Annotated in this window: 22 protein-coding genes; 12 read left to right on the forward strand and 10 right to left on the reverse strand. The window is 53.7% G+C overall.

What is annotated here, in order from left to right:
- The first annotated feature begins 144 nt into the window (after positions 1-144).
- Positions 145-507 (forward strand): YceK/YidQ family lipoprotein, encoded by a 363-nt coding sequence (locus NR177_RS12265; protein WP_256852980.1) that lies wholly within the window; start codon positions 145-147, stop codon positions 505-507.
- Here the strand turns inward: NR177_RS12265 and NR177_RS12270 are convergent.
- The 6 genes from NR177_RS12270 to dnaA all read right to left on the reverse strand — a co-directional run bounded on the left by NR177_RS12270 (position 488) and on the right by dnaA (position 9,014).
- Positions 488-1,741 carry a DUF3748 domain-containing protein gene (locus NR177_RS12270; RefSeq protein ID WP_256852981.1) on the reverse strand — a complete coding sequence of 418 codons (1,254 nt, stop codon included), beginning with the start codon at positions 1,739-1,741 and terminating at the stop codon, positions 488-490. The two genes, NR177_RS12265 and NR177_RS12270, sit on opposite strands and share 20 nt — an antisense overlap.
- Positions 1,742-1,847: 106 nt before the next feature.
- Positions 1,848-2,657: a sugar-phosphatase gene (yidA, locus tag NR177_RS12275; protein WP_256852982.1), complete on the reverse strand. Its 810-nt coding sequence runs from the start codon at positions 2,655-2,657 to the stop codon at positions 1,848-1,850.
- A gap of 190 nt (positions 2,658-2,847) precedes the next feature.
- Entirely contained in the window at positions 2,848-5,256 is a 2,409-nt protein-coding gene (gene gyrB, locus NR177_RS12280) for a DNA topoisomerase (ATP-hydrolyzing) subunit B (protein ID WP_063877827.1), read from the reverse strand.
- A 17-nt stretch (positions 5,257-5,273) separates the two neighbouring features.
- Positions 5,274-6,359: a DNA replication/repair protein RecF gene (gene recF, locus NR177_RS12285; protein WP_256852983.1), complete on the reverse strand. Its 1,086-nt coding sequence runs from the start codon at positions 6,357-6,359 to the stop codon at positions 5,274-5,276.
- 143 nt (positions 6,360-6,502) lie between these two features.
- Positions 6,503-7,603 carry a DNA polymerase III subunit beta gene (gene dnaN / locus NR177_RS12290; RefSeq protein WP_096012578.1) on the reverse strand — a complete coding sequence of 367 codons (1,101 nt, stop codon included), beginning with the start codon at positions 7,601-7,603 and terminating at the stop codon, positions 6,503-6,505.
- Positions 7,604-7,607: 4 nt separating this feature from the next.
- Positions 7,608-9,014 carry a chromosomal replication initiator protein DnaA gene (dnaA, locus tag NR177_RS12295; RefSeq protein ID WP_063877830.1) on the reverse strand — a complete coding sequence of 469 codons (1,407 nt, stop codon included), beginning with the start codon at positions 9,012-9,014 and terminating at the stop codon, positions 7,608-7,610.
- 597 nt (positions 9,015-9,611) lie between these two features.
- Here dnaA and rpmH point away from each other — a divergent pair.
- The 7 genes from rpmH to NR177_RS12330 all read left to right on the forward strand — a co-directional run bounded on the left by rpmH (position 9,612) and on the right by NR177_RS12330 (position 15,209).
- Positions 9,612-9,752: a 50S ribosomal protein L34 gene (gene rpmH / locus NR177_RS12300; protein WP_003849659.1), complete on the forward strand. Its 141-nt coding sequence runs from the start codon at positions 9,612-9,614 to the stop codon at positions 9,750-9,752.
- Between the two features lie 14 nt (positions 9,753-9,766).
- Complete coding sequence (rnpA, locus tag NR177_RS12305; protein WP_013023999.1) at positions 9,767-10,126, forward strand: ribonuclease P protein component; 360 nt, start codon at positions 9,767-9,769, stop codon at positions 10,124-10,126.
- The gene (gene yidD, locus NR177_RS12310; RefSeq protein WP_006121380.1) at positions 10,090-10,347 is read left to right on the forward strand and encodes a membrane protein insertion efficiency factor YidD; all 258 of its coding nucleotides are present in this window, start codon (positions 10,090-10,092) and stop codon (positions 10,345-10,347) included. Before rnpA ends, yidD begins: the two co-directional genes overlap by 37 nt.
- Before the next feature lie 2 nt (positions 10,348-10,349).
- Positions 10,350-11,996 (forward strand): membrane protein insertase YidC, encoded by a 1,647-nt coding sequence (gene yidC, locus NR177_RS12315; RefSeq protein WP_063877831.1) that lies wholly within the window; start codon positions 10,350-10,352, stop codon positions 11,994-11,996.
- Positions 11,997-12,085: 89 nt separating this feature from the next.
- Complete coding sequence (mnmE, locus tag NR177_RS12320) at positions 12,086-13,450, forward strand: tRNA uridine-5-carboxymethylaminomethyl(34) synthesis GTPase MnmE (protein WP_256852984.1); 1,365 nt, start codon at positions 12,086-12,088, stop codon at positions 13,448-13,450.
- A 241-nt stretch (positions 13,451-13,691) separates the two neighbouring features.
- Entirely contained in the window at positions 13,692-14,282 is a 591-nt protein-coding gene (locus tag NR177_RS12325; protein ID WP_063877833.1) for a malonic semialdehyde reductase, read from the forward strand.
- A 183-nt stretch (positions 14,283-14,465) separates the two neighbouring features.
- Positions 14,466-15,209, forward strand: a complete 744-nt coding sequence (locus tag NR177_RS12330) for a 4'-phosphopantetheinyl transferase superfamily protein (protein ID WP_256852985.1) — start codon at positions 14,466-14,468, stop codon at positions 15,207-15,209.
- A 45-nt stretch (positions 15,210-15,254) separates the two neighbouring features.
- Here NR177_RS12330 and NR177_RS12335 read toward each other — a convergent pair whose 3' ends face one another.
- Entirely contained in the window at positions 15,255-16,568 is a 1,314-nt protein-coding gene (locus NR177_RS12335) for an NCS2 family permease (RefSeq protein ID WP_256852986.1), read from the reverse strand.
- 149 nt (positions 16,569-16,717) lie between these two features.
- Between NR177_RS12335 and yieH the strand changes: the two genes are divergently transcribed.
- Positions 16,718-17,380 (forward strand): 6-phosphogluconate phosphatase, encoded by a 663-nt coding sequence (gene yieH / locus NR177_RS12340; RefSeq protein WP_063877835.1) that lies wholly within the window; start codon positions 16,718-16,720, stop codon positions 17,378-17,380.
- Between the two features lie 3 nt (positions 17,381-17,383).
- Here yieH and NR177_RS12345 read toward each other — a convergent pair whose 3' ends face one another.
- Complete coding sequence (locus NR177_RS12345) at positions 17,384-18,379, reverse strand: acyltransferase (protein WP_063877836.1); 996 nt, start codon at positions 18,377-18,379, stop codon at positions 17,384-17,386.
- Between the two features lie 281 nt (positions 18,380-18,660).
- Here NR177_RS12345 and glyQ point away from each other — a divergent pair, with 281 nt between their 5' ends.
- Both glyQ and glyS read left to right on the forward strand, forming a co-directional pair.
- Complete coding sequence (gene glyQ / locus NR177_RS12350) at positions 18,661-19,572, forward strand: glycine--tRNA ligase subunit alpha (protein ID WP_109717925.1); 912 nt, start codon at positions 18,661-18,663, stop codon at positions 19,570-19,572.
- Positions 19,573-19,581: 9 nt separating this feature from the next.
- A complete protein-coding gene (gene glyS, locus NR177_RS12355; protein WP_063877837.1) occupies positions 19,582-21,651 on the forward strand; it encodes a glycine--tRNA ligase subunit beta in 2,070 nt (689 codons plus the stop codon).
- A gap of 320 nt (positions 21,652-21,971) precedes the next feature.
- Here glyS and NR177_RS12360 read toward each other — a convergent pair whose 3' ends face one another.
- Complete coding sequence (locus tag NR177_RS12360; RefSeq protein WP_256852987.1) at positions 21,972-22,712, reverse strand: MipA/OmpV family protein; 741 nt, start codon at positions 22,710-22,712, stop codon at positions 21,972-21,974.
- Between the two features lie 621 nt (positions 22,713-23,333).
- Here NR177_RS12360 and NR177_RS12365 point away from each other — a divergent pair.
- Positions 23,334-23,894 carry an Ail/Lom family outer membrane beta-barrel protein gene (locus NR177_RS12365; protein ID WP_063877839.1) on the forward strand — a complete coding sequence of 187 codons (561 nt, stop codon included), beginning with the start codon at positions 23,334-23,336 and terminating at the stop codon, positions 23,892-23,894.
- Positions 23,895-24,070: 176 nt separating this feature from the next.
- Here NR177_RS12365 and NR177_RS12370 read toward each other — a convergent pair whose 3' ends face one another.
- Positions 24,071-24,682: a glutathione S-transferase gene (locus NR177_RS12370; protein ID WP_256852988.1), complete on the reverse strand. Its 612-nt coding sequence runs from the start codon at positions 24,680-24,682 to the stop codon at positions 24,071-24,073.
- Positions 24,683-24,697 lie beyond the last annotated feature (15 nt).

Here is a 24,697-nt window from a genome sequence, read left to right on the forward strand (position 1 = left end):
CGTACGTAATTTTTTCGCCAAATCGGTGAAATGACATACACTCAGGGGTACATAGCCGGACCAGAACGGACTTCACTAGCGGGTGATAAGGTATTCTGGCGAGCCAACTCAGTCAGGTGTTGCCAGGACTGAAGGGATGACGATATGAAAATGATGAAAAGGTTACCGCTGGCAGGCGTGATGTGCTGCGTGGTCGTTTCAAGTGGATGTTCCAGTGTGATGACGCATACCGGGGCAAGCCAGGGCTATTATCCGGGCACGCGCGCCAGCGCTGATATTCTTACCGACAGCAATGCCAGTTGGGCGCTTAAGCCGCTGGCGCTGGTTGATCTGCCTTTTTCTGCGGTAATGGATACGCTGTTGTTACCCTGGGATTATTATCGTAGCGATAGCGACCAACGTCTGGATTCACCGCGCGCCCGGGTGCTGCAGAGCGAAAAGCTGGCGCACACCGAGGAAAACCTGGCCCATGCTCAACCCATGCCCGCTATGCAACCGCAACGGTAAACAGTTGCCGCCAGCCCTCTTTTTCACGCATAAAAGCAATCTGCTTTCCGTCTGGTGACCAGACCACGGCCTCACCGGACGGTGCCTCACGACGTCGTACCGTCAAGCGTTGACACTCACCGGTTGCCACGCGGCAAAGCATAACGCTGTTATCGCAGATAAAGGCAATGGCTTCGCCACAGGGCCGCCAGCTAAACGCCGACTGGATGCTGCTGGGCAGGCGGGTTACCTGATGGGGTTTGCCGCCGTTAGGCGACACGCGCCAAAGCTGGATCACCTGCTGGCTGTCTGCCATTAAAAACGCTATCGCACTGCCATCTGGCGAACTTCGCAGCCAGTGGCGAGGTTGTAACGCCAGTCCTTGAGTCGTCGTTATGCGGCGTTGCCGAACGCCAGCCGGCGGCGCAGGTAGATGATCGTTATCACCTTCCAGCGGTAAACCTCCCGGCATTGCATACGCTTCCAGCGCTTCAGGCAGATCGACGACAAACACTTCGGGACACTTTTCCCCTGTAGTGGAAAGGGTGTCACCGATAAAGGCGATGGCCCAGCGTTGCCAGCTACCGTCAGGTTTTTGATAGCCCTGGTTGCCAATCCAGCACTCTTCATATGCCCGGTTTATTTGGTCGCTACCCGGCTGCGGACTGGCGGTCGTTTCACTAATTAACACGCAAAAATGGCTGCCATCGTATTCGCGCGGGTGCTGCTTTTCTGGCTTAACCGAACGCAGTGGTACGGCGATGCCGACATTACGCAGGTCAAGACGCTGATCCCGCTCGTGCATTACGTGATCGTTATAGGTGAAGCTAATGCGTGTGCCATCCGGGCTAAAAACATGCACGTGGGAGCCGCCACGCAGGGCACCTGGCGTGAAGGGCGGCGTGATATCGCATGCATCCAGGTTTTCGGCCTGGCCCTCTGCCACGATCACGCCACGCCGATGATGAAAATCGTAATGCCAGCTTTCGTCAGGATGCTCAGGCCCATGGATACAAACGTAACGTGGGGGCAATGTCGGACTTACGGTGACGACGCCAACGTGCGCGCCATCCTTTGCCTGATATACCACCTCCACTTCGCCCGTGTTCACATTCACGCGCTCAATGGTCTGGCTGGTAAAAGAAGCGCCGGAAGGCCGCACATCAAATGCCAGCCACTGGCTGTCAGCGGTCCAGACGTTGATGTTCGTCAACTGATGGTGGCGCGATGCAAAGGTGATCTGTTTTTCAGACATAGCAAAATCCAGTGAACAGGGGGCGGCAAATTACGCGCGTGTATTTATGGATGAAACAGCCTCATAAGAGGCAATCAACGGCGGCCTCACCCTGCGTCAGAACAGGCTAAAGCACCCATTTTTCAATCGCGTGCGCAACACCATCTTCCCTGTTGGTTTTGGTGACGAACTGCGCAATCTGCTTAACCGATTCAATGGCATTGCCCATTGCCACACCGGTGCCTGCGTATTCAATCATGGCCAGATCGTTTTCCTGATCGCCTATCGCCATCACTTCTTCCGCTTTAAGTCCCAGTTTTTCAGCCAGCATTTTTACACCGTAGCCTTTATTCACCCGGCGATCGAGAATCTCCAGGTAATAGGGCGCACTCTTCAGGATGGTGTAAGTTTGATGTGCATGTTGAGGTAACTTTGCAATCGCCGCATCGAGCAGGGCGGGCTTATCAATCATCATCAGTTTCGGGAAGCGAGTGGTCGGGTCCATCTCTTCCACGGCGCGATAGCGTACCGGAATACCGGTCAGGCTGGATTCGTGAATAGTGAATTCGCTGATGTCTTTGTTTGGCGTGTAAAGATGCGACTTATCAAAGGCTTGAAAATGCACGCCCAGTTCCCGAGCCAGCTTCTCGACATACAGATAATCGTCATAACCCAGCGTCACATCCGCGACCACCTCGCCATCTTCGGCCCGGTGAACCATGGCACCGTTATTGCTGATGCAGAACTGTCCGCTGGTTTGCAGATCCAGCTCCATCAGATAACGTTCAATGCCAACGAAAGGCCTGCCGGTCGCTAACACAATGGAAACACCCTTTTCCCGGGCGCGGTTCAGCGCTGTTTTTACCCCTGGCGTGATCTCATGCTGCGGATTCAGCAGCGTGCCATCCATATCAATTGCGATCAGTTTTATAGCCATAGCATCCTCGTTGTGTCAGGTTTGCTGCAATGCTAGCGCGATTCAGCGCATATTGACCAGTTCGTCGGCGCTTTATCGCACGCTTACACCATAATCTGGCCACCGCCTGTCTGGCGATGCGCAAATCGGGCAGCGGTATCAGGCAAAAAAAAACCCTTCCAGAGGAAGGGTTTTGCTCATCGCAGGGCGATTAGATGTCAATATTTGCGGCTTTCAGCGCATTCTCTTCGATGAAGGCACGGCGTGGTTCAACCGCGTCGCCCATCAGTGTAGTGAACAGCTGATCGGCAGCAATCGCATCTTTGATGGTCACGCGTAACATACGGCGGCTGTCCGGGTCCATGGTCGTTTCCCACAGCTGCTCCGGGTTCATCTCGCCCAGACCTTTATAGCGCTGGACCGACAGACCGCGACGCGACTCTTTCTCCAGCCAGTCAATCGCCTGTTCAAAACTGCTGACAGGCTGACGGCGTTCGCCGCGTTCGATATAGGCATCTTCTTCCAGCAAACCGCGCAGTTTGCCGCCCAGAGTGCAAATCTTGCGGTATTCTGCACCCTGCAGGAACTCGGCATCCAGAGGATAGTCGGTATCCACGCCATGCGTACGGACGCGTAAAACTGGTTCAAAGACGCTCTGCTCACGGTTTTCACGAACCTGTGCCAGATAGGTGCTGCCGTGCGCTTCGCGTTCGGTCAGGTAGCTAACCAGGCCGTTGATCCACAGGGTCACTTGCGCTTCGTTGCTGATATCGCTCAGGGTATCGTGATAAATCAGCGCACGCAGCATGGCGACCGGATAACGGCGCTCCATACGTTTGATCATCTTCTGGGTGCTGTTGAATTCAGCCACCAGCGTTTCCAGTGGTTCGCCGCCTAACGCCGGTGCGCTGGCGGTGGTGTGCAGCGAGGTACCGTCAAGGGCAATAGCAATCTGGTACTGAAGCATTGCCTCATCGTCCTTGATGTACTGCTCCTGCTTGCCTTTTTTCACCTTGTACAGCGGCGGCTGCGCGATATAAACGTGGCCACGCTCGATAATTTCTGGCATCTGGCGATAGAAGAAGGTCAACAGCAGCGTACGAATGTGTGAGCCGTCGACGTCCGCATCGGTCATGATGATGATGCTGTGATAACGCAGTTTATCTGGATTATATTCATCGCGGCCGATGCCGCAGCCGAGCGCGGTAATCAGCGTTGCCACTTCCTGAGAAGCCAGCATCTTATCGAAGCGCGCTTTCTCGACGTTCAGGATCTTACCTTTAAGCGGCAGAATGGCCTGATTCTTACGGTTACGGCCTTGCTTGGCAGAACCGCCCGCGGAATCACCCTCCACCAGGTAGATTTCTGACAGCGCCGGATCGCGCTCCTGACAATCCGCCAGTTTGCCTGGCAGGCCAGCCAGATCCAGCGCGCCTTTACGGCGGGTCATCTCACGGGCACGACGTGCAGCTTCACGGGCGCGTGCAGCATCAATAATTTTGCCGACAACGATTTTCGCATCGCCCGGATTTTCCAGCAGATATTCAGCCAGCAGTTCGTTCATCTGCTGTTCAACGGCCGATTTCACTTCTGAAGAAACCAGTTTGTCTTTGGTCTGTGAAGAGAATTTCGGATCCGGTACTTTTACCGAAACCACTGCAATCAGCCCTTCACGCGCATCGTCACCGGTCGCGCTGACTTTGGCTTTCTTGCTGTAACCCTCTTTATCCATATAGGCATTCAGGGTGCGCGTCATCGCCGCGCGGAAACCGGCAAGGTGCGTACCGCCGTCGCGCTGTGGAATATTGTTGGTGAAGCAGTAAATGTTTTCCTGGAAGCCGTCATTCCACTGCAGTGCCACTTCTACGCCAATGCCATCTTTCTCGGTAGAGAAATAGAATACGGTGGGGTGAATAGGCGTTTTGTTCTTATTCAGATACTCAACAAAAGCGCGAATGCCGCCTTCATAGTGGAAGTGGTCATTTCTTGCATCACGCTTGTCTTCCAGACGAATCGACACGCCAGAGTTCAGGAAGGACAGTTCACGCAGGCGTTTCGCCAGAATGTCGTATTCGAAATCGGTAACGTTGGTAAAGGTGTCATGACTTGGCCAGAAACGGATGCGGGTACCGGTTGCGTCGGTATCGCCAGTGGCCGCCAGTGGCGCTTGAGGCACCCCGTGCACATAGATCTGCTGATGCACTTTGCCTTCGCGACGAATGGTCAGCTCCAGCTTCTGCGACAGGGCGTTAACAACGGAAACACCCACGCCGTGCAGGCCGCCAGACACTTTATAAGAGTTGTCATCAAACTTACCACCGGCGTGCAGGACGGTCATGATGACTTCCGCTGCCGACACACCTTCTTCTTCGTGGATGCCGGTTGGGATACCACGTCCGTCATCCTGTACGGAGACAGAGTTATCCGCATGGATGGTGACGACGATATCTTTACAGTGACCGGCGAGCGCTTCGTCGATTGCGTTATCCACGACCTCGAATACCATGTGATGCAGACCGGTTCCGTCATCGGTATCGCCGATGTACATGCCCGGGCGTTTGCGTACCGCATCAAGCCCTTTCAGGACTTTGATACTTGAAGAGTCATAAGAATTCGACATCAACGTTTCTCGCTCATTTAATCTTTAGGTTGAACCGCTATTTTACCCTGTTCCACGCGGAACATCTTGCCCTTTTCGTCAGTCATGTCGATTACATGCTCCGAAGAGATGGCGCTGACAAAGACCTGTGCCTGGGTAGCTTTCAGTCGTTGCGCCAGCAGGCGACGACGGCTGTCATCCAGTTCAGAGGCAAAGTCATCAATGAGGTAAACACAACGGCGTCCGCTCTGGCGGGTCAGGAACTCGCCCTGCGCCAGACGCAATGCACACATCAGTAGCTTAAGCTGACCGCGTGAGAGTAAATCTTCCACCGGCGTACCTTCGGCACGAATACGGAAATCCGCTTTGTGCGGGCCGCTGGCGGTATAAGTCAGGGCACGATCGCGTTCGAAGTTGCGTTCAAGCAGCTCGCCATAATCGCTTTCTTTGTCCCAGCCACGCTGGAACGAAAAACGCAGATCAAATTCGGGTAAGAACTGTCCACAGGTGGTGACAATTTCGGCTGAGATGGCCGCGCTGTATTCGGCGCGCCACTGGCTGATCTGCTCGGCCAGCGGGACCAGTTCCTGATCCCAGGGACGAATCTGGCTGTAGCGCGTGACCTGGCGCAATGCCGCATTGCGTTGCTTAAGCAGGCGGCGGAGGTTGCTCCAGGCATTAAAAAAGCCTGGCGTATTATGAAAACAGCCCCAGTCCACATAGGCTCTGCGATATTTGGGGCCACCGTTAAGTAGAGTAAAACCTTCTGGCGTAATTAACTGCATCGGCAACAGCTGCGCCAGCTCAGCGACTTTGTGACCATCGCTGCCATCAATGCGGACTTTGCTTTCTCCGGCCCGGTTTTTACTCAGCCCCACCGAGAGCTCGCGTTCATGACCTTCCAGCCGACCGTGCAGCACAAACGCCGCCTGATCGTGACGAATCACCCGGCCCGCCTGTAAACTGCGGAAAGCACGGCCGTGTCCCAGTGTATAAATCGCCTCAAGCACGCTGGTTTTACCGCTACCATTCGCACCCACCAGAAAATTAAACCCTGGCGCTAACGCTAAGTCGGCCTGTTCAATATTACGAAAATCTTTTATCAGCAGGCGGGTTAAAGCCATGAATCAATCCAGCGTGAAGGGCAAATGAGGTTTATCAAATCTCAGTGGTTCCGGACGTTAGCGGTTCTGCTTGTTTTCACACGCTCAGCGCGCCTGGCGCATACAACGTATGTGACCAGAAAGGCGCACGAAAAGCCCGTGTTCTACAAACGCATTGGCATGACGACATAGGCCGCTGCCGGACTTACCACATCTTCGATCTGCACGCTTGATACCGAATCTGTCAGCAGCAGACGCACATTCTCGCACTTAAGGGCATTCAGCACATCCAGTACGTAACTGACGTTGAAGCCAATTTCGAGTTCGCTGCCGTTATAGCTGACATCCAGCATCTCTTCCGCTTCTTCCTGCTCAGGATTATTGGCGGTAATTTTCAGCTGATTTTCGGTGATATGCAGCCGAACGCCGCGAAATTTCTCATTAGAGAGAATCGCCGCACGGGCAAAAGCCTGTTTCAGCAGATCGCAGCCTGCTTCCAGGACTTTATCCGGGTTCTTAGGCAATACCCGACGATAATCAGGGAAACGGCCATCCACCAGCTTGGAGGTAAAAATATAGTCGCCAACGTGCGCGCGGATATTACTGCTGCCAATCTGCACCTGAAGCGGCGTATCACCGCCGTCCAGCAGGCGTAACAGCTCGATGACCCCTTTACGCGGCACAATCACTGAATGGCTTGGCAGCGCCTGGCCAATGGGCATTGAGCAGACCGCCAGACGGTGACCGTCGGTAGCAACCGTACGCAGCTCTTCGCCTTCCGTCTCAAACATCATACCGTTCAGGTAATAACGTACGTCCTGGTGGGCCATAGAGAACTGGGTGGCTTCGATCAGGCGTTTTAGCGTGGCCTGAGGCAGCGTGAATTCAACTTCGTTCTGCCAGTCATCCAGATTGGGGAAATCGCTGGCGGGCAGCGTAGAGAGCGAAAAGCGGCTCCGGCCAGAGCGCACTAACATGCGCTCGCCTTCCAGCGTTACGTTTATCTCCGCGCCTTCCGGCAGGCCACGGCAAATATCCAGGAATTTGCGTGCCGGAACGGTCGTCGCGCCGGTCTCGTGCGCCTGGGTTAGCGCAACCCGTGCGACCATTTCCATTTCTAAATCGGTGCCGGTCAGCAACAAAGAGCCTTCATTAACCTGCATCAGCAGGTTGCCGAGGATTGGCAGCGTCGGGCGACCACCTAATGGACCACTGACTTGCTGCAGCGGCTTTAGCAACTGTTCACGTTCAACAATAAATTTCATAGCGTCACGAAGATAATGTTCTGATGAGATTTGAGAAATCTTCTTTGATGTCGTGGCTTTCTTCACGCAACTGCTCAATCTTACGGCAAGCGTGAAGCACCGTGGTATGGTCGCGACCACCAAAAGCGTCGCCGATTTCCGGCAAACTGTGGTTGGTCAGCTCTTTAGCCATCGCCATCGCCATTTGACGCGGACGTGCTACCGAGCGCGAACGGCGCTTAGAGAGCAGGTCTGCGACTTTAATTTTGTAGTACTCAGCAACGGTCTTCTGAATATTATCAATAGTGACCAGCTTCTCTTGCAACGCCAGGAGATCCCGCAGCGCTTCGCGAACGAAATCAATCGTAATCGCCCGGCCGGTAAAATTGGCGTTGGCGATGACCCGGTTCAGTGCCCCTTCCAGCTCGCGCACATTGGAACGTAAACGCTTGGCAATAAAGAAGGCTACTTCGCCCGGCAGGCGGATATCGTTTTCATCCGCCTTTTTCATCAGGATCGCGACGCGGGTTTCCAGTTCTGGCGGTTCGATCGCTACCGTTAAGCCCCAGCCAAAGCGCGACTTCAGACGATCTTCGACGCCGTTGATCTCTTTAGGATAACGATCCGAGGTCAGGATGATCTGCTGATTGCCTTCTAACAGGGCATTAAAGGTATGGAAAAACTCTTCTTGAGAACGCTCTTTGTTGGCAAAGAACTGAATGTCATCGATCAGCAGCGCGTCAACCGAACGGTAGTAGCGCTTAAACTCTTCGATAGCATTATTTTGCAGCGCTTTAACCATGTCCTGCACAAAGCGCTCGGAGTGCATGTAAACCACTTTGGCATTGGGTTTACGCGCAATAATGCCGTTACCTACCGCATGCAACAGGTGGGTTTTACCCAGGCCCGTACCGCCATAGAGAAACAGTGGGTTATAGGCCCCGCCAGGATTGTCAGCCACCTGGCGTGCCGCCGCGCGTGCCAGCTGGTTCGATTTACCTTCGACAAAGTTATCGAAGTTATGGCGATTATTGACGTTAGAACGATAAGTTACATCCGCTGGCGCAGGCACATTATCCCAGCTTGGGCGCATAATCTGCGCAGGCGCCGGGCGGTTTTGAACGGGTGCAGCCGGAGCGCTGACGCTGGCCATGACAGGCTGATTGACCGCTGCGGCTTGTTGAACCGGGCGCGTGCCCACCTCAAAACGCAACAACGGTACGTTGACGCCGCAGAATTCATTCAGCAATGCATTGATGCTGTTAAGGTATTTATCCCGAACCCAGTCGAGTACGAAGCGGTTAGGAGCATATAAGGCAAGCGTATTGTCGTTTAATTCAGCCTGAAGTGGACGGATCCACATGCTGAATTCGGTGGCAGGAAGCTCATCCTGCAAACGGGCAAGACACTGTTGCCAAAGCGTAAGTGACACGGCGGACTCCACTCGTACAAATTCGATAAGAAAAGTAGGCGCTAATCTAAGAAACGTTCATTTTTGACACAGACGAAAGAAAGCGCCTGCGACCGCTATCAGCGGTTTTCCATCCTGCAATCATTGGAGGATCGTCAGAGGAAGGGCGGATCATAGCGCAAAGCGCGACAGAGATCTTCCCTTTCTACACAGTTTTTATCCTTTTTATCCACAGGACATGAACGCGGAAGAAAGTTTACGCTTGTGGTAGAAAAAACCACCTGGGATCGCGCTGAATGATTCAATTTTTCGGACGAGCTCTCGTTTTTGCTTACTAACGCGCCCATTTGATCGCAATAAGATCCTGCGCGATCCTTGCGCTTTAACACAGACCCCGTATAATTCTTCCCCCGGCGTTGTCGCGTCATGCTCAATGCCCGGACTCAGCGGGCTGTAATCCGGGTTTCTGGTACCGCGACAAGCGAAGTAAATTGACTCGGGACTGTACAATTATTACAATCCCGCCTCTTTATTAAAGACACATTGAGGCGTCGGTCTGTTTTTTGGTCCGGAAACGCGTCACCCAGTGAAAATTTTCAAGTTTAGGTAGAAATCGCCATGAAACGCACTTTTCAACCGTCCGTACTGAAGCGCAACCGTTCACACGGCTTCCGTGCTCGTATGGCAACTAAAAATGGTCGTCAGGTTCTGGCACGTCGTCGTGCTAAAGGCCGCTCTCGTCTGACCGTTTCTAAGTAATAAAGCTAACCCTGGTGGGTAAGCTCGCATTTCCCAGGGAGTTACGTTTGTTAACTCCCACTCATTTCACTTTCGTCTTTCAGCAGCCACAACGGGCTGGCACGCCGCAAATTACTATTCTCGGCCGCCTCAACGCGCTGGGGTATCCCCGCATCGGTCTTACTGTCGCGAAAAAACATGTGAAACGCGCCCACGAACGCAACAGGATCAAGCGATTGACCCGCGAAAGCTTTCGTCTGCGTCAGCATGAATTACCGTCGATGGACTTTGTGGTGGTTGCGAAGAAGGGTGTTGCCGATCTCGATAACCGTATGTTGGCGGAAGCGTTGGAGAAATTATGGCGTCGTCACTGTCGCCTGGCGCGCGGTTCCTGATCGTCCTGATACGCGTTTATCAACGCGGCATCAGTCCATTACTGGGGCCACACTGTCGGTTTCATCCGACCTGCTCTCAATACGGAATTGAGGCCTTACGCAGGTTTGGCGTGATAAAAGGCAGTTGGTTGACTTTAAAACGCGTATTAAAATGCCACCCTTTGAACCCGGGTGGTGACGATCCTGTGCCGCCAAAAACCTTTGATACCAGAGAACATTAACGATGGATTCGCAACGCAATCTCTTTCTCATCGCTTTTCTGTTCGTGTCTTTCATGATCTGGCAAGCCTGGCAGACGGACCATGCTCCGAAGCCTTTGCAGACCCAGACCACGCAGAACACAAACAGTGCAGCCGGTGATGCTGCAGGCCAGGGTGTACCGGCCAGCGGCCAGGGTAAAACGATCACCGTTAAGACTGATGTCCTGTCATTAACTATCAACACCCGCGGTGGCGATGTTGACCAGGCACAACTGCTGACTTACCCAGATAAGCTGGGTTCTGATAAGCCGTTCGAGCTGCTGGAAACCACACCGTCGTTTGTTTACCAGGCGCAAAGTGGCTTAACGGGTCGTAATGGTCCGGATAATCCTAACAATGGTGCGCGTCCGCTGTATAACACCGCCCAGGACCATTTCGAACTGGCTGACGGTCAGAGCGAACTGCGTGTGCCGATGACGTTCACCGCTGAAAACGGCGTTGTCTATACCAAGACATTCGTGTTCAAGCGTGGCGACTATGCGGTTAATGTTGACTACAACATCAACAATACCAGCCAGCAGCCGCTGGAGTTGTCGATGTTTGGCCAGTTAAAGCAGACCATCGATTTGCCTAAACACCGTGATACCGGCAGCAACAACTTTGCGTTGCACACCTTCCGCGGTACGGCTTACTCCACCAGCGAATCGAAATACGAAAAGATTAAGTTCGATACCATCGCGGATAACGAAAACCTCAATACCAATACCAGCAATGGTTGGGTAGCGATGTTGCAGCAGTATTTTGCCACCGCATGGGTGCCGCGCACCCAGGGCGCGAATACGCTTTACACCAGTAATCTGGGTAATGGCGTTGCCGCCATCGGCTATAAATCCGCGCCGGTAACCGTCGCGCCGGGTGCACAACAGACGCTGGATGCCACGCTGTGGGTTGGCCCGGAAATTCAGGACAAGATGGCTGCCATTGCGCCTCACCTTGACCTGACGGTTGACTACGGTTGGTTATGGTTCATCTCTCAGCCGCTGTTTAAACTGTTGAAGTTCATTCACAGCTTTATCGGTAACTGGGGCTTCTCGATCATCATCATCACGTTCATCGTGCGTGGCATCATGTACCCGCTGACCAAAGCGCAGTATACCTCGATGGCGAAAATGCGCATGCTGCAGCCGAAGATTCAGGCGATGCGTGAGCGTTTAGGTGACGATAAGCAGAAGCAGAGCCAGGAAATGATGGCGCTGTATAAAGCAGAAAAAGTGAATCCGCTGGGTGGCTGTTTGCCGCTGGTGATTCAGATGCCTATCTTCCTTGCCTTGTACTACATGCTGTCCGGCTCGGTAGAACTGCGTCATGCGCCGTTCATTTTATGGATCCACGATCTGTCAGCACAGGATCCGTACTATATTCTGCCGATTCTGATGGGCATCACCATGTTCTTCATTCAGAAGATGTCACCGACCACCGTGACCGATCCGATGCAGCAGAAGATCATGACGTATATGCCTGTGATTTTCACCGTGTTCTTCCTGTGGTTCCCGTCAGGTCTGGTGCTGTACTACATCGTCAGTAACCTGGTGACCATCCTCCAGCAGCAGCTGATTTATCGCGGGCTGGAAAAACGTGGCTTACACAGCCGCGACAAGAAGAAAGCGTAAAGCCGTCGCGGGAGGTCTCCCGCGCTAAAAACGGTTATGCTCAGGCGGTCAAAGCGACCGCCTTTGTTTTTTGTAGTGAGAGAGAATTTATGAGCCATAGCGATACCATTGTTGCTCAGGCAACCCCGCCCGGACGCGGCGGCGTTGGCATTTTGCGTATTTCCGGTCCGCGAGCCGCCGAGGTTGCGCAGCAGATATTGGGTAAACTGCCCAAACCGCGTTATGCCGACTATTTATCGTTTAACGATAGTGACGGCAGCGTGCTGGATCAGGGGATCGCGCTATGGTTTCCCGGCCCCCACTCATTCACCGGGGAAGACGTGCTGGAATTGCAGGGGCACGGCGGCCCGGTGATTCTGGATCTGCTGCTGAAACGGATTGTGGCGCTGCCGGGTCTGCGCATTGCCCAACCGGGTGAATTCTCTGAGCGTGCCTTTCTGAACGACAAACTCGATTTAGCGCAGGCAGAAGCCATTGCCGATCTGATTGATGCCAGCTCAGAACAGGCGGCACGATCGGCGGTCAACTCACTGCAGGGCGCATTCTCTGTCCGTATTAATCATCTGGTGGAAGCACTGACTCATCTGCGTATCTATGTTGAGGCAGCGATTGATTTCCCCGATGAGGAGATCGATTTTCTGTCTGACGGTAAAATCGAAGGGCAGTTGAATACGGTCATCAGCGATCTTGATGCCGTGCGTGCCGAAGCCAAACAGGGCAGCCTGTTGCGCGAAGGCATGAAGGTTGTCATTGCCGGTCGGCCGAATGCCGGAAAATCCAGCCTGCTGAATGCACTTGCCGGACGTGAAGCGGCCATCGTGACCGATATCGCCGGTACAACGCGCGATGTACTGCGTGAGCACATTCATATTGACGGTATGCCGTTGCATATCATTGATACCGCCGGGTTACGTGAAGCCAGCGATGAAGTGGAGCGTATTGGTATTGAACGCGCCTGGCACGAAATCGAACAGGCCGACAGAGTGCTGTTTATGGTCGATGGCACCACTACTCACGCAACCGAACCGGCTGAGATCTGGCCAGATTTTGTCGCACGCTTGCCGCCCCAGTTGCCGATTACCGTGGTGCGTAATAAAGCCGACATCACCGGTGAAACACTGGGCCTGACAGAAGTCGATGGTCATTCGCTTATCAGGCTTTCTGCCAGAACCAGCGAAGGCCTGGACACATTGCGCGACCATCTCAAACAGACTATGGGCTTTGCCGATAATATGGAAGGTGGCTTCCTGGCACGCCGTCGTCATCTGCAGGCACTGGAGCGTGCTGCGACGCATCTGGAACAGGGCAAATATCAGCTCTTAGGTGCCTGGGCAGGCGAGTTGCTGGCAGAGGAGTTGCGCCTTGCGCAGCAGGCGCTCAGCGAAATTACCGGGGAATTTACCTCGGACGATTTGCTGGGACGCATTTTTTCGAGCTTCTGTATCGGCAAATAATGTACAGCACGTAACCCGTCAGCGGCATGGCAAAAACAGAACGCCGCCGCTCAGGGGATAAACCGTAATGTGTTGCTTATTCGTTATTGTGGCGTAGGTTATTATTGTTAAGGATGCTCTGCCCCGCGTTTTTTGCTGTGCATTGACGGTCAAAAAACGCGATAAGACGTGCCGGAATGCATCCAAAAACCTGAACTCACCGTATAGGTTGAATACTGGATGTCTTCCCTGGAGAGTTATAATGACTACATCGCTTGATGATAACGCGCTGAATACCCTTTTTTACCATGCCCGCACTCACAATCACTGGCAGCAAAAACCCGTGGACCCGGCCCTGCTGGAGCAACTCTATCAGCTCGTTGCCCTGGCCCCAACTTCTGCAAACTGCTCGCCGGGACGCTTCGTTTTTGTCACCTCCGCGGAGGGGAAAGAAAAGCTGAAACCGGCGCTGGCGTCAGGCAACCTTGAGAAAACCATGAATGCCCCGGTTACCGTTATTATTGCCTGGGACAGCGAATTTTATCAGCACCTGACGATGCTGTTTCAACATGCCGATGCGCGTAACTGGTTTACCAACACACCGGATTTGGTCAAAGAGACGGCCTTTCGTAACAGTAGCCTGCAGGCAGGATATTTTATTCTGGCAGCGCGCGCGTTGGGGCTGGATGCCGGGCCGATGTCGGGTTTCGATCCGTTAAAAGTGAACGAGGCCTTTTTTGCCGATACCACCTGGCAGGCCAATCTGTTAATTAATTTGGGCTATGGCATCCCGGATAAGCTTCATCCCCGTTTACCCCGTCTGAGCCTTGAGCAGGCGTGCCAGTTCGTCTGACATCCCTGAGCGTTACGGTCGTTTCGTAGCGCCCATCCCTGACGGTTTATGCTGCCTGCCGTGCGGGTGTCAGCCTGATGCTTTTCTGAAAAGCGAAGGGTTTACGGTATGCCGAATGCGGCAGCCAGAAAAAGCGCTTATAATCCTGCTGATGATTATCTGACCATTCTCATGGAGCGACAGATGGCTGGTCATTTTGTTCGTTGGGCAGGCAACCCCGGCCAACGGCTCGTTGACATGACAATGACGCAGGACGTTATCGACAGCGTGCGACACGTGGCGGATAAACGTCGCGAGCGCTTTCTGGCGGCGCGCATTATATTGAAGCAGCTCATGCAACGCGTTTATGGCTTTCATCATCTTCCTCCGATAGTTAACTGCCATAACGGCCGCCCGGCCTTCGTGGACCCCGATCTCCCGGACTTTAATATTGCCTACGCAGGGAATACCGTTGGCGTACTGCTGGCTGAAGAGCGCAGTCAGGTTGGGCTGGAGATTGATATCGTGCGGGCGCACAGTCGTCAGACGCAGGAGCAGATGATGCAGGGCTTAAGTTCGGGAGAAATCACCTGGATTAATGCTCAGCAAGACGTGCCTGAGGCGGTGACGCAGATTTGGACGCTACGTCGCAGCGTGATGAAACTCCAGGGGGGAGATGAAACAGGACTGACGTCGCTCCAGCTGTTACCCGGCGCCGGACGCCTGCGTTCAACGCTTCATACCGATCTGCAAATTCTGTGTGATGCCGAGCCCACGCTGGTGTGGTCCTGTGCTTTATCACCTCAGGTACGGCACTTGCACTTATGGGAAATAACCGGCGACGGCCAGTGGTCTGAACTGCGTGATATCACCCTGGACAAGCCGGATGCCGGTACGCAGATGATACGTCTGACGACGCTGAATGGACGCGCGCTGGCCTTATCCTGACCGCTGAGGCCAGTCGCCAGCACGCGCAAAGTCGTTTATCGCCGCTTAGTGTCCGTCGATAAACGCGATTTTAAGCACAAACAGTACTGCGACGATCACCACGCAGGGACTGATTTCACGCCAGCGCCCCGTGCCCAGCTTCATCACACAGTAAGCAATAAAGCCCAGCGCGATGCCTTCGGTGATTGAGAAGCTAAAAGGCATCATTGCTGCCGTAACGAACGCGGGGACGGCTTCCGTCAGATCGTCCCATTTCACCCGCGACAGGCTGGCCGTCATCAGTACGCCAACGTAGATCAGCGCGCCTGCTGCGGCATAAGCCGGAACCATGGCCGCCAGCGGCGACAAAAACGTCACCAGCAGGAACAGAAGACCGGTAACCACTGCCATCAGGCCGGTACGACCGCCTACGGCGACGCCAGAGGTACTTTCAATATAGGCCGTAACGGACGAGGTGCCCGCCAGCGCGCCGGTCACAGAACTTATACTGTCGACATACAGCGCCTGCTTCATCCGCGGAAAAGTACCCTTTTCATCGGCGAGTCCGGCTTTATCGGTAACACCAATGAGCGTACCGGACGAGTCAAACAGATTGACCAGCATAAAAGAGAAGATAATGCCGGCCATGCCAACATTAAATGCACCTGTAATATCGACCTGACCGACCACCGAGGTGATGGAAGGGGGCGCAGAGAATACGCCAACAAACTTAACGTCGCCCAGCATCCAGCCAATCGCCGTGGTGACGATCATCGAAATCAGCACGGCGGCGTGAATATTGCGTGACGCCAGAATAGCGATAATAAAGAAACCCAGTGCGCCCAGCAGGACATGATGTGAGCTGAGATTACCCACAGTGACCAGCGTATCCGGGTTCGCCACAATGATGCCGGCGTTTTTTAGCCCCATCATCGCAATAAATAACCCAATGCCAGCGGTAATGCCGACGCGCAGGCTGAGCGGAATGTTGGCGATCATCCAGTAGCGGACGCGCAGCAGCGTCAGGATTAACAGTCCCAGCGCCCCCCAAAAGATTGCGCCCATTCCTACCTGCCATGAGTAGCCCATGGCCCCCACGACGACGAAAGCAAAAAAGGCATTGAGGCCCATCGCGGGTGCCAGCGCCACCGGCAGGTTAGCGAACACGCCCATCAGAATGCTGCCAAACGCGGCAATCAGACAGGTCGTCACAAACACCGCCTGGGTATTCATGCCTGCGACACCCAAAATCTGTGGGTTAACAAAGACGATGTAGACCATGGTCAAAAACGTGGTAATGCCTGCGATGACCTCGGTACGAACCGTTGTACCATGTTCCTGCAACTTAAATACGCGCTGAAAAAGGCCGTGTTTGTTCATGCCATTTATCCAGAAGAAAATTTCACCGGCGCGTATCCTGGCGATTTTGCCCCTGCAATACAATGATTTTTCGCAACCGATTGCCATTATCGCAATTCGACAGGGTTACGTTAAAGTGTAAGGGCACCCACATAAAAGGATTGAGTCAGATGTCAGCAGAATGCGTCTTTTTCGATTGCGATGGTACCCTGGTCGACAGTGAAGTACTGTGCACCCGCGCTTATGTCACCACGTTTGCCCGTTACGGTATTACGCTCTCCCTGCAGGAGATGTTTGAAAAGTATAAAGGGGTAAAACTGTATGACATTATCCGCGATGTCGCGGAATCGCACCGGATAACCTTACCGCTGGAGGAGGTTGAACCTGCCTACCGCAGCGAAGTGGCGCGATTATTTGATCTTGAACTGAAGCCGATCGCCGGGGCGAAGGCGCTGGTGGAGCAGATGAAGGTGCCGGTGTGTGTGGTATCCAACGGCACGGTCAAGAAGATGCAGCACTCGCTGGGCTTGACCGGCATGCTGGACTATTTTGCCGATCATCTTTACAGCGGTTACGACATTGGCCACTGGAAACCCGAGCCAGAACTGATGTTTCACGCCGCCCGGCACATGCAGGTCCCTGTTGAACGCTGTATTTTGGTGGATGACTCTGAAGCGGGCGCGCAGGCCGGTATCGCCGCCGGCATGCCGGTGTTCTATTACTGTGCCGATGCACATAACCCGGCGCTTGATCATCCACTGGTCACGGTGTTTACGGATATGGCCGCGTTGCCCGGGCTATGGCGCGCCCGGGGTTGGAATCTGACAACATAGCCCTCAGGTCACCCAGTGCCGTCTGTCTATCCGACTGAGTATCATCGCCAGGAGTAAACTGCCTGCCAGGGTGACTGTGAACACGGCAGGCAGATCCAGCCAGGGCCGCGTCATATCGTCATAGTGATTGGTGCGGATGAAATGAATAAACAGCGCGTGAAAACCGTAAATGGGCAGCGAGTAACGTGAAATCGTCGCTAAACCGGGCAAGGTTCGTTGATTAAAGGCATTTTTGAACACCAGCAGGGCGCTGATAGCCGCAATAAAAACCAGCGGTCCGCAGTAGAGATACCAGGTGTCGTTAAACGCGCCGTTGACGATTAGCGCCCGTTTGGTGCCAAGCATAATGCCGGTCACGCAGGCCAGGAAAGCCACCGCCGCGAGCGCAGTCACGCCGCGCCTGTCTGTTTCCATGGTTCCGATAGCCCGGCCTAACAGCGCGTAGAGCAGGTAGTAAATACTGTCTCCGCTCATATACAGGTTAATCGGCAACCAGTGGAATCGTCCCCATGACTGATCCATGGTATTGGGATTCGCCAGCACCACCAAAACCAACACCAGCAACGCGACGTAGCGCGGTCGTACGCTTTTTACCTGAATCAGTGGCGACAGCAGGTAAATGCCAATCAGCGCGAAGAAAAACCACAGATGGTAAAACACCGGCTTCTGCAGCATTTTTAAAATCGAGCGTCCTTCACCTATGGGCGTCAGCAGGCTGATATAGACCAGCGAGACGGCACTGTAAAACAGCAGGCACCCCACAAGCCGCCATAAATGACGTGGCTGCGCACTGCGCTCCCCAAAGAACAGGTAGCCGGAAATCATAAAAAACAGCGGCACACAGATGCGCGACGTCGAGTTGAACAGGTTGGCCACGTCCCACCAGTGACCTTTTATCGCCATCGGCCCGGCCAGATACCAGGTGGTAGTGTGGATGACGATGACCATCAGGCAGGCAATCGCCCGCAAATTATCTATCCAGTAAATCTTTTGCGACATGGTTTCCTCTGGCGCAGTGCGTCCCGGTGCAAAGCGTAGCCAGTCGCGTCGCAGTCAACAAGCGCGTTGACAGGGATTCAGAACCCTCTGTGCGCAAGATCGCATGAAAAAAGCCAAACGGCACAGGTTAATTTCGCCGTTCAGCGGCGCTTTGGTGCCGAACGGCGTCCTAAAATCTACGTTCGGGGCTGCACGGCAGGATTTCCGGCTGCACATCGCGCGGTCAAAGGGTATACTGTCGCACTCTTTTTTTATCTAGCCGAACCGCGTGCGAACTCATCATGCAAAAGTTTGATACCAAGACCTTTCAGGGCCTGATCCTGACATTGCAAGATTACTGGGCGCGCCAGGGCTGCACCATTGTTCAGCCACTGGACATGGAAGTGGGCGCTGGTACTTCACACCCAATGACCTGCCTGCGTGCACTTGGCCCGGAGCCGATTGCCGCTGCCTATGTGCAGCCGTCCCGCCGTCCTACCGACGGTCGCTACGGCGAAAACCCGAATCGCTTACAGCACTATTACCAGTTTCAGGTGATCATCAAGCCCTCGCCAGACAACATTCAGGAGCTGTACCTTGGGTCGCTGAAAGCGTTGGGTATGGATCCGACTGTGCACGATATTCGCTTTGTCGAAGACAACTGGGAAAACCCGACGCTGGGCGCCTGGGGACTCGGCTGGGAAGTGTGGCTGAACGGCATGGAAGTGACGCAGTTTACCTATTTCCAGCAGGTCGGCGGCCTGGAGTGCAAACCGGTGACCGGCGAGATCACCTATGGTCTCGAGCGCCTTGCCATGTACATTCAAGGCGTTGACAGCGTTTACGATCTGGTCTGGAGCGACGGTCCGCTAGGCAAAACGACCTACGGCGACGTGTTCCACCAGAACGAAGTCGAGCAGTCTACTTACAACTTCGAATACGCCGATGTGGATTTTCTCTTCACCTGTTTTGAACAGTATGAGAAAGAAGCGCAGCATTTGCTGGCGCTGGAAAAACCGCTGCCACTGCCTGCTTACGAGCGCATCCTGAAAGCCGCGCACAGCTTTAACCTGCTGGACGCGCGTAAAGCGATCTCGGTGACTGAACGTCAGCGCTACATTCTGCGTATTCGCACCCTGACCAAAGCCGTGGCTGAAGCCTATTACGCTTCTCGTGAAGCGCTGGGCTTCCCGATGTGCAATAACAAAAAGTAAGAGGCAGCCATGACTGAGAAAACGTTCCTGGTGGAAATCGGCACCGAAGAGCTGCCACCGAAAGCATTACGTAGCCTGGCGGAAGCCTTCGCGGCGCAGGTTACGGCCGAGCTGGATGCGGCCAATCTGAACCATGGCGAGGTGCTCTGGTTCGCCGCGCCGCGTCGCCTGGCGCTGAAAATCGCGAATCTGAGTGCCGCCCAACCTGACCGTGAAGTTGAAAAGCGCGGGCCTGCAGTAGCCGCAGCGTTTGATGCAGACGGCAACGCGACGAAAGCCGCAGAAGGCTGGGCGCGCGGTAATGGCATTACGGTTGATCAGGCTGAACGCCTGAGCACCGATAAAGGCGAATGGCTGGTTTATCGTGCCCAGGTTAAAGGTGAGGCCGCTCAGGCATTACTGCCGGGAATGATTGCCACGGCCCTGAGCAAACTGCCTGTGCCTAAACTGATGCGCTGGGGTAACAGCGACGTGCAGTTTGTGCGTCCGGTGCACACCGTTACCATGCTGCTCGGTGATGAACTGATCCCCGGTACGATTCTGGGCATTCAGTCAGACCGCGTTATTCGTGGTCATCGCTTTATGGGCGAAAGTGAAATCACGCTCGAGAACGCCGATCAGTATCCGGATGTGCTTGAAAAGCGCGGCCAGGTGATTGCCGACTATCAGGTCCGCAAAGCCATGATCAAAGCCGATGCGGAAGCCGCGGCACGTCGTTTAGGCGGCGTAGCCGACCTGAGTGACAGCCTGCTGGAAGAGGTGACGTCGCTGGTGGAATGGCCGGTTGTATTAACTGCCACCTTTGAGGAAAAATTCCTCAAAGTGCCTTCTGAAGCGCTGGTTTACACCATGAAGGGCGATCAGAAATACTTCCCGGTTTATGACGCCGCTGGCAACCTGCTGCCGAACTTCATTTTTGTGACCAACATTGAGTCCAGCGATCCGCAGCAGATCATTTCAGGTAATGAAAAGGTCGTTCGCCCGCGTCTGGCGGATGCCGAATTTTTCTTTAATACCGACCGCAAAAAACGCCTTGAAGATCATCTGCCACGCCTCGACACCGTGCTGTTCCAGAAAGAGCTGGGTTCGCTGCGTGACAAAACTGACCGCATTCAGGCTCTGGCAGGCTGGGTTGCGGCGCAGATGGGGGCGGATGTGAACCACGCGACGCGCGCAGGCTTGCTGTCGAAGTGTGACCTGATGACCAACATGGTGTTTGAGTTTACCGACACGCAAGGCGTGATGGGCATGCACTATGCGCGTCATGACGGCGAAGCCGAAGATGTTGCCGTGGCGCTGAACGAGCAGTATCAGCCGCGATTTGCGGGGGATGATTTGCCCTCCAGTCCGGTAGCCTGCGCACTGGCGATCGCCGATAAGATGGACACCCTGGCCGGTATTTTCGGCATTGGTCAACATCCTAAAGGCGATAAAGATCCCTTTGCACTGCGTCGTGCCGCCCTTGGCGTACTGCGCATTATCGTAGAGAAAAATCTGCCGCTCGATCTGCAAACGCTGACGGAAGAAGCCGTACGCCTGTATGGCAGCAAGCTGAGCAATGCCAATGCGGTTAATGACGTCATCGACTTCATGCTGGGGCGCTTCCGCACCTGGTATCAGGAAGAAGGTCACAGCATTGATACATTGCAGGCGGTACTGGCACGTCGTCCGACCCGTCCGGCAGACTTTGATGCACGCATGAAGGCGGTATCACACTTCCGTACGCTGGATGAAGCTGCCGCACTGGCCGCTGCCAACAAACGCGTCTCTAACATTCTGGCGAAATCGACCGAACCGCTGAATGACAGCGTGCAGGCGTCATTGTTGAAAGAGAACGAAGAAATCCAGCTGGCCACCTTTGTTACCGCCCTGAGCAGCAAACTGCAGCCTTACTTTGCAGAAGGTCGCTATCAGGATGCGTTAATTGAGCTGGCCCAACTGCGTGAAGCGGTAGACAACTTCTTTGACAAAGTCATGGTGAATGCAGAAGACCAGGCGGTGCGGATTAATCGTCTGACGCTGCTGTCGAAACTGCGCGAACTGTTCCTGCAGGTCGCCGATATTTCACTGCTGCAGTAACCCATGCAGAAGCGCTAAAGAAGGGACGAGAAATCGTCCCTTTTTTTATTCAGTTGTCCCGTCCTGAATAGCGTTGAGATATTTTAGATTTGAAAAACAGTCGGTCAGGCCTGAATAGCACCACTGCTGCGGCAGGTGATTTTGTGCCGTCCGTCTTTTAAACGGGCATCCTTTTCACAACAGAGTGCAATAGCAGCACATTTTTTCTTTCGTCAGCGTCAAGACGGCCATTTTTATCCGCAACCCGTTTCAGCACGCGTTGCGGAGATCACCGCTTGATGAATCAACCTCGCCCGGCGTTATCGGCCAGATAGCTCGCCTTAAAAGGTCCAGGTCACACCGGAAGAGAGCGTCCAGTAATACTGTTGATCCGTCATCGGACTGTCGCGAAGTGCGCCAGTGAGGAAGGTCACTTTGGGTTGCAGATAAATATGCAAAGGCGTAACAGGATGCCAGTCAAATGCCAAAGCAAGCCACGGCGTAACGCCCTGATGGTTCCAGGAAGATAAACCGCTGCGGGCAGATTCCTGTGCGTTCACACCATAGTAATAGCTTGCCTGTTGCTTATTAAGCCAGTCAACGCCGACCTGTGGATAAACATCTAGCTGCATGAAAGAGACCTGTCCCGCCCATGCGACCGTCCCCAGCACTCCCCGGCTTTCATTCAGCGTATCGGCAGACAGTTCGGTTCTGAAGGCACCCACAGGCGTTATTTTCTGGTAGCTAATGCCGCCCATCATGGTGCTGTGGCGAATACGTAACTGCCGCAGCGCCGAATCAGATGACTGACCGGGATCGAATTCGTTATCCAGATACCACCAGCGCGCTTTGAATTGTGTGGTGTCATCCTTGATGAAATACGCACCAACTTCGGTGCCATCAATGTAGACATGATTGTTGTCATAGCCCGCATAAGGCAGGCCTGAATATTGGGTTTTGTACTGGTGATAAGGCGTAAAGTTCGCTTCGCCCTGTGCACCCAGGGTCAGCCCCTCAGCCCAGGCGTGCGTGATATTACCGGCCAGGAGGCAACACAATGCCGTTCTGAAGAGTGATTGCATGATAGATATTTATCCGGTTTTCGTCTGCCTGAGGCGATGGACTGTCAGGTCTCACAGCCCGTAAAAGGAATGCGCGTAAATAACAACATTCAGCCTGCTTGATGCCGCCTTTTCCCCTGGTTTGCGGCCTGCGCGTGCCGTTCAGGCTCAGGAAAAGGCGATGGCAAAAGATATATCGGACTCGATGCCGCAATGCAAGATATGGCGATACTTATTGTCACGGGGTCATCATCCGCTTATTTTCGCCATTACGGGTTATTAACGGGCTGCGGTGACTCAACATCAACCTGTTCTCAATCAGTTCTGATTTAAGCGACTATTACCCTTTCGTTTATTGTGGGAATGTCGTGTTTTTTGTTAAGGTCCCGCTCCGCCAGATAGCCGTTAATTACCGTTACTTTGCCGTGAGTTAATCACGCCTTTTGTTATCTGTAGTAAAGCTGAATAAACGATGTCTGGCGTAAATAGCCTGTTTTATTTCGAATGAAAAAGGGCTGAATACTATCGGGCTCACAGCATTTTTCTTGAAAGGATCACGCTGTCAGTCGCAGAGAATGAACAGGACGCGCGCGTCTGTATAGAGGCTATGCGCCGCCTGCCTTGTTATATCAGGACAGTTTTATGAAGAAGATTATTATTTCCACTCTTTTCCTCGCCTTACTGAGTGATGCGGTGCCAGCACTGGCGACGCAAACCCTGTCAGTAGGCTATGCGCAGAGTAAAGCGGAAGATTTTAAAAATATGCCCGGTGTAAATCTGCAATATCGCTATGAGTGGGATTCACCGGTTAGCGTGCTTGCTTCTTTCACCACGCTGGAGAACAGTGAAGACAGCAACCGTTCTTTTTTCTCGCTAAATACGTCCGATCATGTCAGCGCAGAATATTATTCTTTGCTGGCGGGTCCGGCATATCGCCTGAATAACATGGTGAGTCTTTACGCGCTTGCGGGTTTTTCCCATACCGCCATGCGCCGTCATTATAACGGTTATGATAATCAGGGAATGCCTCAGCATATTGATTTTTCAGACAGCACTAATGCGTTTGCTTACGGTGCCGGCATTATCATTAATCCGGTTGATTATCTGTCTGTTACGCTGGGTTATGAAGGTTCCCGAACCCGGGTTGAAGATGAGCCGCGCGCAGTTAATGGTATTAACATCGGTGTGGGTTACCGTTTCTGATTACACCTTTAGTCAAATGGCCAGCACTGCAAGCCAGCTGTGCATCGCATCATGCGCGAACTGCACCTTATGCCATTCAGAAGACGGGTAATGCAGAAAATGCGCGCTGTGTAATCCTTTCGAAACAGGCTGTCAGCCCTGCTACCGGCATCAGGGCTGACCATCTGCTTCGTCCATCAGGATGCGGGTGGCGCAGTACGGGCGAAACTTTCGCGCTGAAACAGATTTTCTGCCAGTTTGACTAAGGCCGGACGTTCAACACACCAGTTTGGCACGACGCGACGAAAATTCAGATAGCCAATCATGCAGCCCGTGGCAATATCTGCCAGGTTAAGCGTGCCATTGTTAATCCATTTTCCTTCCATCACGTAGCCTTCCAGGCTGTCCAGCCCACGCTGAATTTTCTCGCGATGGCGCAGTAAAACCTCTTCTGACTGCATATCGCCAGGCCGCAACTGCTCACGCACAATCACCAGCGCCGCGTCACTGATGCCATCAGCCAGCTTCTCTAACTGACGAACCTTCAGTGACTCAAGTGAGTCACCCGGCAGCAGAGCAGGAACCTGACTGCGCTGTTCCAGGTACTCAGCAATAATGCTGGAATCAAACCAGGTCTGCTGATCCTCAGTGACCAGCGCAGGGACTTTCCCTAACGGATTGTATTGCGGAACGTGGCTGTCGTCACTGTAGGGCGAAGCATTGACGAATTCAAACATCATGCCTTTTTCCAGCATAATGATGGAGATCTTTCGTACAAAAGGGCTGGTATAGCTGCCAATCAGTTTCATTGCGTGACTCCGGTT

It is taken from the genome of Pantoea sp. Fr+CA_20 (genome assembly GCF_024520835.1).
Taxonomy (GTDB): domain Bacteria; phylum Pseudomonadota; class Gammaproteobacteria; order Enterobacterales; family Enterobacteriaceae; genus Pantoea; species Pantoea allii.